Annotated in this window: 8 protein-coding genes and 4 pseudogenes; all 12 read right to left on the bottom strand. The window is 46.9% G+C overall.

The genetic code is table 11. The annotated features are described in order from the left end of the window. Positions 1 to 24: 24 nt before the first annotated feature. Positions 25 to 1,423: pseudogene (gene murF, locus RE628_RS08760) on the bottom strand (UDP-N-acetylmuramoyl-tripeptide--D-alanyl-D-alanine ligase). Next, positions 1,420 to 2,909 (bottom strand): annotated as a pseudogene (locus tag RE628_RS08755) (UDP-N-acetylmuramoyl-L-alanyl-D-glutamate--2,6-diaminopimelate ligase). Before RE628_RS08755 ends, murF begins: the two co-directional pseudogenes overlap by 4 nt. Before the next feature lie 143 nt (positions 2,910 to 3,052). After that, positions 3,053 to 4,998 (bottom strand): annotated as a pseudogene (locus tag RE628_RS08750) (stage V sporulation protein D). Between the two features lie 80 nt (positions 4,999 to 5,078). Next, entirely contained in the window at positions 5,079 to 7,232 is a 2,154-nt protein-coding gene (locus RE628_RS08745) for a penicillin-binding transpeptidase domain-containing protein (protein ID WP_309159412.1), read from the bottom strand. 134 nt (positions 7,233 to 7,366) lie between these two features. Next, on the bottom strand, positions 7,367 to 7,741 hold the full coding sequence (locus tag RE628_RS08740) for a hypothetical protein (RefSeq protein WP_309158383.1): 375 nt from the start codon (positions 7,739 to 7,741) through the stop codon (positions 7,367 to 7,369). A gap of 1 nt (position 7,742) precedes the next feature. Then, entirely contained in the window at positions 7,743 to 8,726 is a 984-nt protein-coding gene (gene rsmH / locus RE628_RS08735) for a 16S rRNA (cytosine(1402)-N(4))-methyltransferase RsmH (protein WP_309158382.1), read from the bottom strand. Between the two features lie 254 nt (positions 8,727 to 8,980). Next, complete coding sequence (gene mraZ, locus RE628_RS08730) at positions 8,981 to 9,418, bottom strand: division/cell wall cluster transcriptional repressor MraZ (RefSeq protein WP_309158381.1); 438 nt, start codon at positions 9,416 to 9,418, stop codon at positions 8,981 to 8,983. 450 nt (positions 9,419 to 9,868) lie between these two features. After that, positions 9,869 to 11,137 (bottom strand): adenosylhomocysteinase, encoded by a 1,269-nt coding sequence (locus RE628_RS08725; protein ID WP_309158380.1) that lies wholly within the window; start codon positions 11,135 to 11,137, stop codon positions 9,869 to 9,871. A 55-nt stretch (positions 11,138 to 11,192) separates the two neighbouring features. Further along, the gene (gene bshC / locus RE628_RS08720; RefSeq protein WP_309158379.1) at positions 11,193 to 12,830 is read right to left on the bottom strand and encodes a bacillithiol biosynthesis cysteine-adding enzyme BshC; all 1,638 of its coding nucleotides are present in this window, start codon (positions 12,828 to 12,830) and stop codon (positions 11,193 to 11,195) included. A gap of 152 nt (positions 12,831 to 12,982) precedes the next feature. After that, positions 12,983 to 13,930, bottom strand: coding sequence for an ABC transporter ATP-binding protein (locus tag RE628_RS08715; protein ID WP_309158378.1), 948 nt, complete (start codon positions 13,928 to 13,930; stop codon positions 12,983 to 12,985). Next, the gene (locus RE628_RS08710; RefSeq protein WP_309159411.1) at positions 13,923 to 14,921 is read right to left on the bottom strand and encodes an ABC transporter ATP-binding protein; all 999 of its coding nucleotides are present in this window, start codon (positions 14,919 to 14,921) and stop codon (positions 13,923 to 13,925) included. The genes RE628_RS08715 and RE628_RS08710 overlap by 8 nt, the downstream gene beginning before the upstream one ends. Positions 14,922 to 14,932: 11 nt before the next feature. Next, positions 14,933 to 15,858 (bottom strand): annotated as a pseudogene (locus RE628_RS08705) (ABC transporter permease). Between the last annotated feature and the right edge of the window lie 22 nt (positions 15,859 to 15,880).

The raw sequence follows: 15,880 nt of genomic DNA, 5'->3' as shown, positions 1-15,880 counted from the left end.
GGGATCACCCTCCTCTCGCCGGTATTATTGATGTAATTTGCTATGTTTGACCGCTTCAACGACTTCTTCAAGCTTCATTCCGCGTGAGGCCTTCACTAGTACAACATCCTTCGGATGAAGTAAGCTGATTAGCTTATGAATAAGCTCACTTTTATCATCGTATGCATAAATATTGTTCGGAGCGAGATGTTTCTTCGCCCCTGTAGCGATTTCCTTGCCCAAGCGACCGTACGTAAACAGCAAATCTGTATTCTCCGCCGTTAAATACTCTCCAACTTCTTGATGGAACCTTACTTCATCCTCTCCGAGCTCAAGCATATCCCCGAGTACGGCGATTTTGTTCCAATGTCCCTTCATCTTCTTCAGCACATTAACTGCAGCTCTAACAGAAGTAGGGCTCGCGTTATAAGCGTCATTCAGAATGGTAACCCCGTTCGCCCCTTCAACGATCTCGATCCGCATTCCAGTTAGCTCCGCATGCTTAAGGCCTTCCCTCATATCGGCCTCGGTCACGCCATAATGCCTAGCAACAGCAAGTGCCGCAAGACAATTTACGACATTATGCTCACCGAGTAGTGGCAATTCAAGCGGCGCCTCTCCACCATTCGGGGTGAACATCGTGCCATGCTCCAGGAACATGATTCCGCTCGGATAAATATCATGATTTCCATTAACACCAAAAGTTATTGTATGCAGTTGCTCCGGCTTCGGTGTATTTGGATCGGTCAGTACCTCGGTTATCAAAGGTTCGTCCCCATTGTATACGAACAAGCCACCTGTCTTCATTCCTGACAGAATCTCAAGCTTGGCGCGAGCAATCTCTAAGCGGGAACCGAGCTGCTCCAAATGCGATTCACCGATATTCGTGACAATGGCCGTCTCCGGTTCTGCCAGCTTTGAAAGAAACTCAATTTCATAACGGGCACTCATACCCATTTCAAGCACAGCAATCTCGGTATCCTCTGGCATCGCCAGAATGGTTAGCGGCATTCCAATATGATTGTTAAAATTGCCACTCGTCTTATGCACTTTATAAGTCGTAGCCAGCAAGGCGTACAACAGATCCTTTGTGGTCGTCTTTCCATTACTTCCGGTAATACCGACTACCTTAGCACCCACAGCGGCGAGATAGCTCTTAGCGAGGCGTTGCATCGCTTCAAGGGCGTTGTCGACCAGAACTGCCAGGTCCTGGCGGGTTGCCCTTAGCCCGTTCCCATAGTGATGCGCCAGCCCCGCTCGTTAGACTGTCAGCGACGAAGGCGTGTCCGTCAAACCTCTCACCAGATAGAGGTACGAATAAGCAGCCCTGCTGGATATGCCTGGAGTCGGTAATCACTCCATGAATCATTAAGTTGTTATCATCGGCATTAGCCACCTGTCCACCGCACATGGCGGCAATGTCCGCTAATTTTCTTTTTATCACTTTACTAAACCCCTTATCGCTTCTTTGGCCACGAGACGATCATCAAAATCATGTACTTCCTTACCAATGATCTGATATGTCTCATGTCCTTTCCCCGCAATCAATACTACATCGTCATGGCTTGCCATTTCAATAGCCTTTTGAATCGCTGCATGGCGGTCCACGATCAGTTCATAACGCTCAAGTGGAATATTATCCTCGATAAGTCCTGCCTCGATATCCTTCAATATCAATGCTGGGTCCTCCGTCCGCGGATTATCCGATGTGATAATCACATGATCTCCGTACTTTGCTGCAATCTTGCCCATAATCGGACGCTTCTTGCGGTCCCGGTCTCCACCACAACCGAACACGCAAATCACTCTGCCCTTGGCGAATTCATTAACCGTTCGTAGTACATTCTCCAAACCATCAGGTGTATGAGCATAATCTACAATAACCGCAAAGGATTGGCCCTCATCTACAGCTTCAACCCGGCCTTCAACTCCCTTGATCGATTCCAGACTTTCCTTAATGCTCTCAAGCGAAATGCCTTCCAATAAAGTTGTTGCGATTGCAGCCAAGGCATTATATACATTGAACTTGCCGACCATGCGTAATGTAATGTCTGCGCTGCCGCGGAAAGTCTCCACATGGAAGGTGGTTCCCCGTGCTGTCACAGAGATATTCGAGGCCCTAACGTCTGCTTGACGGTCCACCCGTACGTAATCGCCTCCGCTGATGTTAACTTCGCAAAATATTCGGAAGCCTCATCATCTGCATTCAGCACCGCATAACTCCGTTCAGCCGGATCTTGCGGATACTCATTACCGAGCCTGGAGAAGAACAATCCCTTCGCTGCTCTGTAAGCTTCCATAGTCTCATGGTAATCCAGATGATCCTGGGTCAGGTTCGTGAACACAGCTGTGCGGAAATGAGTGCCTTTTACCCGACCTTGTTCAAGCGCATGTGAGGATACCTCCATCACACAATGAGAAGCGCCCCCTTGTACCATTTCGTGCAAGTAGCGCTGCAAATCCAGCGCTTCCGGAGTCGTGCGTGGCATCGGAACTGCTTTACCGTCAAAGCGGCGCTCGATCGTACCGATCAGTCCCGGCTTCTTGCCTTGATCCAATAAGATGCGCTCAATTAAATAAGTTGTTGTTGTCTTCCCGTTTGTTCCAGTAATCCCAATTGCTCTCAGATAATTGCTGGGATAATCGAAAAATACATTGCCGAGTAGTGCCATAGCGAGCCGACTATCCTTCACTTTGAGTTGCGGCAGTGAAACTTCTTCCAGGAACCGCTCTACGACAAGTGCACTAGCCCCCTGCTCAGCGGCTTGCTTGGCATATTGATGACCGTCAACGATATGCCCTGGCAGACAAAGGAACAAATCTCCAGGCTTCAACTGTCTGGAATCGAAGCAGATTCCTTTACAATCTGTGTTTTCATCTCCCGATATTTCCGAAGCTATTAAGTAGGTTGCTAAATCTTTAAGCAGCATATATTACCCCTCCGTCAAAATCTTACCGATATTATATTATCGCCAAAACAAATTCAATTCAGGATATTATTTCACTGAAAATGATAATAGATAGTACATTGTTACTCTACACCAAATCTCTCACTTACTTAAGGTTGCTTTGGCTAGTGCTCATGCCCCGCTTCCGCCTCAGCCTCACTGCCCATATAAATGCGGATCGTTGATCCTTTATCAACTCTTGCCCCCGCCTTGGGAGCCTGATTAATAACAACTGAGCCCGTTCCTGATTTCACTAGATTAAAATTCATATTCATATCCTCATAAATATCCTGCGCCGTGTAACCGATCAAGTCAGGAACGGTAACGACTGGTGTCTCACCGTATTTATACTTCTTTGCAACTTGATCCTTACGTGGAGGGATTTTCATATAGTCGAGCGCATCAGCTAAAATGTTACGAACGATCGGCGCGGCAACTACGCCACCAAATTGAATTCCCTGTGGATTATCCACCGCGGTGTATACGACGATTTGTGGATCATCCGCTGGAGCAAATCCAATGAATGAAACGATATGCTCATTCGCTGAATAGCGTCCGTTCACAACCTTCTGGGCTGTTCCTGTCTTACCACCGACACGATATCCGTCAATGAATGCATTCCCCCCGTACCGTTCGCTACGACACTCTCAAGTGCTTCCCTCACCTGTTTCGACGTTTCCTCGGAAATAACCTGGCGGACGAGCTCCGGTTCAATAGATTCGACGATTTGACCCGTCTCTGGATTCGTCCATGATTTGGCCACGTGAGGCTTGTATAACTTGCCGCCGTTAATGGCGGCCGATACGGCGGTAATTTGTTGGATCGGCGTCACCGAGACACCTTGACCAAATGAAGTAGTTGCCAGTTCTACTGGCCCGACCTTAGACAATTTGAACAGGATCCCGTTCTCCTCGCCATTTAAATCGATCCCCGTCTTAGTGCCGAAACCGAAATCTTTAATATACTTGAACAATGACTCTTTGCCAAGACGCTGACCTAACGCCACAAAGCCAGGATTGCAAGAGTTCTCAACAACCTGCAAGAATGACTGACTGCCATGTCCGCCTCTCTTCCAACAGCGCAGTGTAGCTCCACCTACCTTCGCATAACCCGGATCGAAAAATTGATCATGCTTCAGATCAACCTTCTTCTCCTCCAGGGCAGCTGCCAGTGTAATTATCTTGAACGTCGAGCCCGGTTCATAGGTCATCCAGATCGGAAGATTTCGGTTATATATCTGCGGGTCAACGTCTTGATAGTTAGATGGATCATATCCGGGTCTAGACACCATCCCTAATATTTCACCTGTCTTCGGGTCCATTGCGATCGCCAGAGCCGAATTAGCCTGAAGTCTAGCCATAGCCTGATCTAGTTCACGCTCCATAATGCTCTGAATCGACTTATCGATCGTGAGTTGTAAGTTCAGGCCATCCTTAGGTTCTACATAAACTTCTGAAGAACCCGGCATTAATCGTCCTCCAGCATCCGACAAATAGGAGACGCTACCGTTCATCCCACTCAGCTCACTATCATACTTGCTTTCAAGCCCAGTCAACCCCTGATTGTATCCACCGGTGAAGCCCAGTATATGTGCGGCAAGTTCTCCATAAGGATAATATCTTTTATTATCTTCAGCGACAACAATACCCGGTAGATCCAAATCACGAATTTGCTGTGCTTTTTCCATCGTAATTTTGCGACCCCCGGGTTGTAGCCTGACTATGGATTCTTTCTTAGTGATTACTTTAAGCACCGCTTCCTCGCTCATCCCGAGTAAAGGTGCCAGACTATGTGCCGTGGTCTGCGGCGATTTCACCTGTACAGGAATCGCCATAACCGTTGGAGTCGTTACATTATAAGCGAGTACATTCCCATTGCGGTCACTAATCTCGCCGCGCTTCGCGGAATAAGGAATGTTACGCCGCCAGGAATCCTCTGCCTTTGCCGACAACTCCGCTCCCTTACCCAGTTGTACATAAGCAAGCCGGGCAACCAGAGCCATAAACAGCACACATAGCATAAACAGCAGCAAGAACAATCTTCTTCTTATCGTAAGCCTGGAGATCTTCATAGAAATGGCCCCCCTGTTTCATCCTGAGCATAATTGGTTTCATATCATCAATATTCAGGACAAACAGGGGTTAGAACAAGCTATGGGGAAGAACCCGAGGCCTCACTGGCATTATCCCCCGGAACAGCCTCATCATTCTGCTCATCTTGACCCGATTCCTCGCCTTCCTTGATCATAGGCTCTAGAACAAGATCAATACGTCTCTTACCATTCTCCTTGGTCAGAGTCTGAGAGACAACATAGCCTTCTCCTTCTATTTTCACTTCTACACCTATTGCAGAGAGTAGCTCCATCGCATCGCGCAGGGACTGGCCCTTAAGGCTAGGGATATTAACTTTATCCCCTTCTTCCGACAGCAGATACATATGCTGTCCAGTCTTCAATATGGCGCCCGCTTTAGGGAATTGAGAGACGACATTAGTCCCCTTGCCAAGCGTTGCATAGTTAATGCCAAGTCCTGCAAGCTTGTTCTTAGCTTCCTGGACTGTCAGTCCTTTCAAATCAGGAGCCTTAACACCGTTATTAGCAATATCTGTCGTTGTCTTGTTATCAAACTTCTTAGGCACTCCAAGATATTGCAGTGTTTGATTCATAATCTTCTTAAAGATTGGCGCAGCCGCCGTTCCTCCGCCCAGATCGGAATCCTGAGGCTCGTCGATAAGCACCAGCATAGCAACTTTTGGGTCATCAACAGGGGCATATCCGATAAAGGATACAACCTGCTTCCTTTTATCATATTTTCCGTTGATAACCTTTATAGCAGTACCGGTCTTACCTGCAACCCGATACCCATCGATGTAAGCGTGACGTCCGCTCCCGATCTTCAAATCAGAGACGACCTGCTCTAGATACTCGCCTGTCTGCTTCGCACTTTCCTGGGAAATAACTTGTCTTATGACCTCAGGCTGTGTAACTGTCTTCTCACCAGTAAGGGGATCAGTTATAGACTTGACGATATGCGGCGTCATCAGCTTTCCTCCGTTGGCAATAGCCGCTACTGCAGCAACCTGCTGCAAAGGAGTTACCAGCAATTTACCGTGCCCGTAGGTCATTGCTGCAAAGTCCGCTTGCTGTTCAGGAGACACCACACCCTTAGCCTCACCCGGAAGCTCTATCCCTGTAGCTTGTCCGAAGCCAAAGTTATCAACATACTGTTTCAATCGATCAGGTCCCAGCATTTCATAACCAAGTTTGACGAAGGCTACGTTACTAGAACGCTTAACCCCTTCCAAGTATGAGATACTGCCCCAACCTGAGCGTTTGACGTCATGGATCGTCTGTCCAGGGACACGAATGCTACCTGACATATAGTAGGCGTTCGGATTGAACAGACCCTCCTGTACCGTAGCAGCCAAAGTGACAATCTTAAAGGTTGAACCTGGTTCGTAGATCGACTTGATAGCATGATTATAGAAATTCTTCTGTTCTACATCCACCCAGTATTCATTAGGATTATAGCTAGGCAGGTTGGCCATTCCTAAAATCTCCATCGTCTTCGGATCTGCAGCTATCACCGTCATACTGATTGGCTTCAGTTGGTTGAATGCCTCATTCATCGCATCCTGAATATAATACTGTATTGTATCATCAATTGTTAACTGGATTTCATTACCATCTTTTGCTGGGGTATACACTTCGCTAGCTTTAGGAATCTCAATCCCGCGGCCATCGCTTTTATATTCAATCGCCCCATCAGTACCAGTTAGTTCTTTATCATAGTAAGCTTCAATCCCGGAGATAGCATTTCCTTCACGATCCGTATAGCCAAGTACATGTGCTGCTAAAGTATTTTTAGGATAATAGCGTTTGCTCTCCTTCAGCAGCAGAATACCTGAATCCGGAATTTTATGCTTTTCTTTCAATTCATCTGAGAACTTCTCTACCCGGTCCCTAAGCTCCTGATCAATCTTCCATCCCTCATTTCTTACTTCACGTTGTGGATAGAAGCTACCATTGTCTCGCTTCGCATTTACAAGTGTTCTTAATTCACCCTCATCCTTGTTAAGCAGTTGATGTAAACCTTGTACAATCTCCTCCTGCAATCCGTATTTATTGATAATTTGTGGATTTACTGCGACAGTGTAAGCTGGAGCATCAACAGCCAGCACATCACCCTTCCGGTCCGTAATCGTTCCCCGGGTTGCAGTAAGCACTTTTTTCTTAGACCATTGAGTCTCGGCATAACCCTGCCAGAAATTCTCCTCAACAACCTGAACCCAGAACACTCTGAGCATCAAGACAGCAAAAAGAGGGTAATGATTCCCCCTATTAGCAGTGTACGAAGCTTTATTCGTTTGATCATAATAAGAACCTCTTAATACTTTTTTATCGTACCCAAATTGACATTTAGTGTCTGAGTTACAGTTGCTTACGATGCCGGAACCTGAACGTGAACACCTTCATCTTGCGGTTCTACATATCCCAGCTTAGCTGCTTCATCTGGAATCCGTTCCTCCAGCTTCTCTTTCTGGATCGACAGCTCCTTCACTTGAACGCCAATATTTTGAATATCCGTGTTAAGATTGAAGACTTGCCGTTTGATACCATACAATTGCGAATTTTGCCATAGCAAGCCACCCATAATTCCGACACAGAACAGTATCGTCACCATATACAGTAGCTTCTCGCGAATGGGAAGCGATGACCTGCGTGTGACAACCTTAGTCGTTTCACGGTAGCGCGGATTCTGCCCACGTGCCGTCGCCTTCTCTTTAACTGCTAAATTTCCGCGTGTATACGCCATCTCACTTTCCCTCCGCTGTTTCCGCTATAGTTTTCAATTTCTCCGCCACGCGCAACTTCGCCGAACGCGCCCGGGAATTATGTTCCAATTCTTCCTCTGAAGGAACGATTGGTTTCCGGTTCACTAATTTCAATTGTCCTTTACCCCCGCAAACACACATTGGAAAATCCGGCGGACAAGTACATTTCTCAACATAACTAGCAAAAATCTGCTTACAAATCCGATCCTCCAGGGAGTGGAATGTAATAACCGATACCCTGCCTCCTGGAGCCAGGCAACGAACTGCCGCATGCAATCCTTCTTCAAATGCTCCCAGCTCATCATTTACTGCAATACGCAGCGCCTGAAAGCTTCGCTTGGCTGGATGTCCTCCGGTTCTTCTCGCTGCCGCAGGAATACCTGCCTTAATTAGTTCGACCAGCTCACCTGTCGTCTCGATCGGAGATGTTTTTCGCTGATCTACAATGACCTTGGCAATTCTTCGCGAGAATTTCTCCTCACCATATTGGAACAAAATCCGGGCGATCTCACGCTCAGGCCATTCGTTGATGATATCTCTGGCCGTAAGTTCGGCTGATTGATCCATCCTCATATCCAGGGGTGCATCAGCATTATAGCTAAACCCCCGCTCCCCTTCATCAAACTGTGGGGAAGACACACCTAAATCGAACAATATACCGTCTACCTGAGGCAGACCATCTTGTATTGGAACGAAATCAAGCTCTAACAATTTATCTTGTATATGGCGGAAATTACTTTTCACCAAAGTCAGACGATCTCGATAGGGAGCAAGCACCTCATTGGCGTTCTCATGCGCCCAATCATCCTGATCGAATGCGATCAACCTGCCGCTATCACCTAGCTTCGACAATATGACTGAGCTGTGGCCACCGCCACCCAGCGTACAATCTACATATATACCGCCTGGCTTAATGCTCAGCCCTTCTGTCGCTTCTGCCTTTAATACCGTGATGTGATGGAACAAGACTGCAGCCCTCCAGACTGTTTTTTTGAGGTAATTCAAAAAATCCACTTTTGATCACGAATCAGCACTGAAAGTCTATTCGACATCGAATCTTGAATTCACCCGGGCTTTCCGATGCTCACGTACCCAAACGTACGCTCTGCTTCTCAATCCCTAGCTTCATCCAACCTTCTCGGTGCTGAAAACTGGACTTTTTGAACACTCATTAGTAGATTAAATACTTTAATTTCTTAAAACACTGTTTGAATTTCCTTTTACAGGTCGATATCGAAGTCGACCAGTTTCTCTGCGATCTCATTGAAAGATTCTTCTGATTGCTCAAAGTACTGCTCCCATGTCGAACGGCTCCAGATCTCAACACGATTCGACACGCCCAACACAACGCATTCCTTTTCCAGCTTCGCATACTGCCGTAAATTGCCGGGTATGTTTACCCTTCCCTGTTTATCCCATTCACATTCGGTAGCTCCAGAGAAGAAGAAGCGAGTAAAAGCGCGAGCATCGGATTTCATTAATGGCAAAGTCTTGAGCTTCTGCTCCAGCAGTTCCCATTCTGTTACGGGATACACAAAGAGACACTGATCAAGACCGCGGGTAACGACAAAAGAGGTTCCCAAAAGATCACGAAACTTAGCCGGAATGATAATACGGCCCTTCTCATCAATGCTATGTTGGAATTCCCCCATAAACATCGGCTTCGCTCACCCCTAACCTCTTTCCCCCACATTACACCACTTTACACCACAATGATGGTTATATTCAACATATTAAGGAAAATTCCTGCTAAAAGCAAAAAAAATATTTGGAAATTCAATTTAAGTGTGTGTTCAAAAAAGACAGTTTTCAGCACCGAGAAGGTTGGATGAAGATAGGAGCTGAGGAGCGAAGCGTAAGTAGTTAGTACGTCAGCACCAGAAGACCCGGGTGAATTCAAGATTCGATGTCGAGTTACTTCTTGATTCACTTCGTGGTCAAAAGCGGACTTTTTGAACAACCACTTTTAAGAAAATAACCAAAAAAAGAGCAAGCCTCAAGGTTATCCAACCTCGAAGCCTGCTTTCATTGGGAAAACTAGATATTTTTCGGCATATTTCTTAGCGACATCTCATAACAAGTAGATCGCCCCAGATAGCTCAGATAACTTAATGTTCCTGCCAGCTATCCAGATAAGTACGCTGCTCTTCCGTCAAGGAATCGATGTTAACACCAAGGCTCTCCAGCTTAAAGCGGGCAACCTGTTCATCCAACTCATACGGAACATTAACGACTGTCTTACCAATTTGCTCGTATTGATCATTAACATACTTAAGCGATAGGGCTTGTAGAGCAAAGGTCATATCCATAATTTCCGCCGGATGTCCATCTCCTGCCGCGAGGTTGACTAACCGTCCCTCTGCAAGCACGTAAACTTTGCGTCCATCCTTCAATTGATATTCCTCAATGTTGCGACGCACGGTTCTGATCGAACTGGAACGATCTGCAAGCTCCGGCTTGTTCACTTCCACATCAAAATGTCCAGCATTGGACAGGATCGCTCCGTCTTTCATTACATCGTAATGCTCGCCGCGAATCACATCACGGTTGCCCGTTACAGTTACAAAGAAGTCGCCAATCTTGGCCGCTTCTGTCATCGGCATCAATCGGAATCCATCCATATGGGCTTCTACCGCTCTGATCGCATTCACTTCAGTAACGATAACGTTAGCTCCTAGTCCTTTAGCACGCATCGCTACACCTTTGCCGCACCAGCCATAGCCAACGACGACAACTGTCTTGCCAGCTACGACTAAATTGGTAGTCCGATTGATGCCATCCCATACAGATTGGCCTGTTCCGTAGCGGTTATCGAACAAGTATTTGCAATAAGCGTCATTGACAGCGATCATTGGAAATTTCAAACGACCTTCTTTATCCATCGCTTTCAGACGTAAAATACCCGTCGTTGTCTCCTCTGCACCACCACGTATGTTCTCAAGCAGGTCGGGACGTTCCGAATGGAGGATGGTCACCAGGTCACCACCGTCATCGATGATTAAGTCCGGTTTTGTCTCTAGAGCTCGAATCAGCAATTGTTTGTATTCCTCTGGTTCCGGATTGTATTTAGCATACACCGTAATACCATCCTCTACGAGAGCAGCACACACATCGTCCTGCGTAGAAAGCGGGTTACTTCCGGTAATCGTTACTTCTGCTCCACCAGCCTGCACGACTTTAGCCAAATAAGCTGTCTTCGCCTCAAGATGAAGAGAAATTGCCACCTTCAGTCCCTTGAATGGCAGTTCTGCTTCAAACTGCTTGCGAATCCGTGAAAGAACAGGCATATGCGCCTCTACCCAATCGATCTTCAAATGACCTTCAGGAGCAAGCTGCAAATCTTTAATTATGCTGTTCTCAATGACTGCTTTATCCATCCCATTTCCTCCTCGGCTTTATAGTCCTTCAAACAAATCTCTCAATGAACTCACACTATAGGTAAATGATTCGATGCTTTCCGGAGATATCATATGGAATCTCCAACAGGTGGTCAATCCAATCATTCCCGTAACGGTTCAAATAGTAGAAAATATTATATACCCGCTCCTGCGGTTTGTGTTGTGGGAAGAGTGATAATTCGATCCGATCGAAATGCCGCAGTCCTGCGGAGTTGGCCTTACCAAGCGCATCCTTGGCACGACCGCGCAAGTATTCCATTTGCTCTACAATCTTCTCACGGTTAGCGGCGCCCAGCTTGAGCAATCCTGCTTGAATTCCACCGAGCTGTTCGATCAGAGGATCATACATCTCAGTAAATGCAGCCTTGATTTGTTCAAAGCGATCATCCAGATGCAATGAATCCTGCTCAGCCAACCAGCTCTCTCTCTTCTGCGCAAATACATGATGATCGCTTACATCAGCCCAACTCAGATTGTATTTATCCATATGCTTATGAAGCGTTCCTTCTATTACAGTATAAGATTCCCGGTTTAGCAGCAGAGGCATCCTTAATCCAAATGCCTTAAAAGCCGATCCGGTCAGAGCCCAATAAGCGATCTCGCCGATTCCTAATACTGCGCCAAGCACCGGCAGTAAGCTGTCCTGCATCAAAGGTCTTGTCAGCACATTGTTACTGAAGCGCTCGGGGTGACGATTCAATTCTGCCTTAAGCTCATCTGCTGTAAAATGAACTTTTCCTTTACGGTCACTAAAGTTCCCATCATGCTTGAACAGCAGGAGACGTTCTCCTTCATGAATATAGAACAGATTCGCCCCATCTGCGGCCACATCAGCCTGTGCCTGATAGCCGAGAGACTGACAGAGATCCGCTGCAGCACGATACGCCGCCCCTAATTGATCATTGTTGTCGATCATTCTCTCAAATACTGGCGTTTCAAGCCGCCTGAGGGCCGGATCTGCCGAATCGAGCAGTACCAAACCGTATTTACCGAACCAGGCTCCCAGGAGCTTGGCAAAAGCATCGCTCAACGTAGATGACCCTTCCGACACTTGGCTTAGCAAATCTAGCAGTCCAGGTCTGAATTCCGTATCGGGCAGAAGTTGCTCCAGTTCAGAGATCGCCTGCTCCCATTCTTCTCTGGCAACTGCATTCATGCTCACGGGTAGACGTTGCTCCGTCTCCCGCGCAACTCTGATCCGCGAAACGGATAAGTCCTGAGACAAGACATAGGTATGGTTCACTTCATCCCAGTCATGATCTTCGCCAGCGATCCAGAAGACTGGGATAACTGGATGATTTAGTTGCTTGGAAGCTTGCTGAGCTGCTTTAATAATTGTCGCTGCTTTATAGATCACGAGCAGCGGTCCTGTAAACAGGCCACTCTGCTGCCCGCCAACAATCACCGCGGCATCCGGTTTCTCCAAGTTATCCAAAGACAGAGATACGGCTTCGTGCGGATTGTATATACTATTATATTCACGCAACCTCTCAACGACTTGCATGCGCGGAATTCGTAAATGTTCCGACTCATGCAGCCATTCCAGCCTTTCCTGCCAGCTTGCCTTATTCATCGCATCATATTGATATAATTGTTGTACGCTCGTAAAATGATTCAGATAATCCTCTGAAAGCGGTTTATTCAACGTCATCGGCTCTTGCACAATATTCATCAGGTTATATCCCCCGTTCTATGCTACTCTATCCTTGATCCTTTAAAAATATATCATAAGCCATCGATAAAGTGCACTCTTCGACCTAAAATAAAACTCCCACCTTGAAAATATCAGGTGAGAGTTTCATTCAATTCATGTTTGATGTTCAATTAGCCCTTTTTCGGCATGGAAACGAAATGGCCCTTCGAAACTTCCACAAGCTCGGAGTTCTCCAGATCATACATTCCGCCCCCGGCAGAGCCGCCCTTGGCGGAATGAATCGGGCCGTTATCGCCGTCTTCTTGGATGATCCGCTTCTTATTCGCTTCAACCTCAGGGTCCGGAATCGGAATAGCCGATAACAGCATCTTCGTGTAAGGATGCATCGGATTGGCATACAGCTCTTCACTTTCGGCCAACTCTACGATTCGTCCGAGATACATAACGGCAACACGATCACTAATATGCTTAACCATAGACAGGTCATGGGCAATGAACAGATATGTGAGTCCGAGACGGTCTTGAAGATCTTCCAGCAGGTTAACAACCTGAGCCTGGATCGATACGTCAAGCGCCGAAATCGGCTCATCACAAATAATAAACTTCGGATTTACAGCAAGCGCACGGGCAATCCCGATCCGCTGGCGCTGACCACCGGAAAATTCATGCGGATAACGAGTAGCATGGTCAGGGTTAAGCCCAACCATATCGAGCAGTTCTTCTACCCGCTTCTTCCGTTCTTTACGCGATCCAGCCAGATTATGAATATCCAGCGCTTCACCGATAATATCGGTGACTGTAAAGCGCGGATTCAAGGATGCATACGGATCTTGGAAGATCATTTGCATATCGCGGCGCATCGCTTTCATTTTACTTGGAGAGAGTGTGTTGATATCAACACCGTTGAATTTTACACTGCCCCCTGTCGGTTCATACAGACGCAGTATCGTACGTCCTGCTGTGGATTTACCACAGCCTGATTCACCAACAAGCCCAAGCGTCTCTCCCTCCGCAATAGAGAAGCTGATATCATTAACGGCTTTGAGAACATTTCCTCCGCCGACATGGAAGTACTTCTTAAGTCCTTCTACTTCAATCAGGGTTTTCCCCTTACTCATTCGAATGCACCTCCTTAGCCATTGGATGCAGATCCCAGCATCGTGCTTGATGCGTATCGCTAAACAAAGTCGCTTCCGGATCGATTCGCTCACAGATCTTCATGGCTTTGTCGCAGCGGGCTGCAAAAGGACAACCAATCGGAGGCTTAATCAAATCCGGCGGCGTGCCGATAATTGGAATAAGCGGCTCGCCTTTCTTCTGGTCAAGACGCGGCATCGATCTGAGCAAGCCCTTGGTGTAAGGATGCTGAGGATTTTTGAAAATCTCCCATTTCGTTCCGGTCTCTACTACTTCGCCAGCATACATAACGATGACACGATCGCACATCCCGGCAACGACACCAAGATCATGCGTAATCAGAATGATTGAGGTTCCAAGGTGCTGCTGCATTTCCTTCATAACGTCCATAATCTGTGCCTGAATAGTAACGTCAAGCGCTGTTGTCGGTTCGTCGGCAATCAACAGGGACGGACGACAAGCCAGGGCGATGGCAATCATCGCACGTTGGCGCATACCGCCGGAAAATTCATGAGGATATTGGTTAAAACGGGCTTCAGCATTTTTAATACCGACCAGCTTAAGCATCTCTATAGCACTCTGCTTAGCCTCACCCGCTGACATTTTCTGATGTTTGATGAGTACTTCAGTAATTTGCTTCCCTATCCGAATCGTAGGATTTAAAGAGGTCATCGGGTCTTGGAATATCATGCCAATATCTTTACCACGAATAGCTTCCATTTGCTTATTACTTTTCTTCAAGATATCTTGTCCTTGGAACAAGATCTCACCTTGCTTAATGATTGACGGAGGGGACGGAATCAGGCGCATGATCGTTTGGGCTGTTACGCTCTTACCACTTCCGGATTCACCGACAATCGCAACCGTTTCCCCTTTACCCACTTCAAAGTTCATACCGCGGACAGCTTTTACTTCGCCGCTCTTAACTGAGAAGGAGACATGCAAATCTTTAACTTGTAAAATCGGCTCCATCATTCCACCTCCTATTTCTTCAGATTTGGATCCAGCGCGTCACGAAGGCCGTCGCCAAGAATATTAAACGCCAGCATGATCAAACTGATCAGAATTGCCGGGAACAGCATGCGCCAAGGATAGTACAACCAACCGGTCAATGCGTCGTTGATCATCGAACCAAGCGAAGCAACCGGCGACTGAACACCTAGACCAAGGAAGCTCAGGAAGGCTTCCGCAAAGATCGCGTTTGGTACAGATAGAGTAACTGTAACAATAATTGGACCGAGTGCATTCGGTAATAAGTGACGGAACAATAAACGTCCTGATCCTGCACCCATTGAACGAGATGCAAGTACGAATTCACGATTTTTAAGCTGCATAATTTCGCCCGTACAATCCAGGACATGTTAATCCAGCCAGTGATGGTCAATGCTACGATAATCGTACCTAGACTTGGCTCCATCACAACCAGCAACAGGATAGTTACGAGCAGGTAAGGAATCGCGTACAAGATTTCGGAGAACTTGTTCATAATGGTATCTACACGTCCACCGTAGAAGCCCATAACCCCCCCGTATACAACACCGACACAAAGGTCAATCAGAGCCGCTACTAAACCGACGATCAATGAGATACGTGCTCCGTACCAGGTACGTACGAACATGTCCCGACCGTAATCATCAGTGCCGAACCAATGCTCTCCACTAGGCTTCGCATTTGTATTAAGCAGGTCATTTGAGAAGTAGTTAAACTTCGACATCAATGGACCGATAATCGACATAACTATAATAATGATAAGTACGGCCAAAGCAGTCATGGCCAACTTATTAGCAACCAATCTTTGCCAAGCATCCTTCAGCGCGGACACGCTCTCCCGCTGAATCACTTCAGCTTGTTTCTCATCCGTACCAATCCTTGCGAAATCATTCGCGGTCAGATCTGCGGGTGCTGGCATCACTTTGATTTGTTGATTAGCA

It is taken from the genome of Paenibacillus sp. D2_2, assembly GCF_031199965.1.
Lineage (GTDB): Bacteria > Bacillota > Bacilli > Paenibacillales > Paenibacillaceae > Fontibacillus.
Note: the sequence above shows the minus strand (reverse complement) of the source record. Positions and strands in the feature narration are given on the sequence as shown.

What these genes read in the sequence shown, in the direction of transcription:
- mraZ (WP_309158381.1), bottom strand. Translation starts at nt 9,418, where the DNA reads ATGTTTATGGGGGAATTCCAACATAGCATTGATGAGAAGGGCCGTATT.
- RE628_RS08710 (WP_309159411.1), bottom strand. Translation starts at nt 14,921, where the DNA reads ATGGAGCCGATTTTACAAGTTAAAGATTTGCATGTCTCCTTCTCAGTT.
- RE628_RS08745 (WP_309159412.1), bottom strand. Translation starts at nt 7,232, where the DNA reads ATGCTCAGAGTGTTCTGGGTTCAGGTTGTTGAGGAGAATTTCTGGCAG.
- RE628_RS08725 (WP_309158380.1), bottom strand. Translation starts at nt 11,137, where the DNA reads ATGGATAAAGCAGTCATTGAGAACAGCATAATTAAAGATTTGCAGCTT.
- RE628_RS08715 (WP_309158378.1), bottom strand. Translation starts at nt 13,930, where the DNA reads ATGAGTAAGGGGAAAACCCTGATTGAAGTAGAAGGACTTAAGAAGTAC.
- bshC (WP_309158379.1), bottom strand. Translation starts at nt 12,830, where the DNA reads ATGAATATTGTGCAAGAGCCGATGACGTTGAATAAACCGCTTTCAGAG.
- RE628_RS08740 (WP_309158383.1), bottom strand. Translation starts at nt 7,741, where the DNA reads ATGGCGTATACACGCGGAAATTTAGCAGTTAAAGAGAAGGCGACGGCA.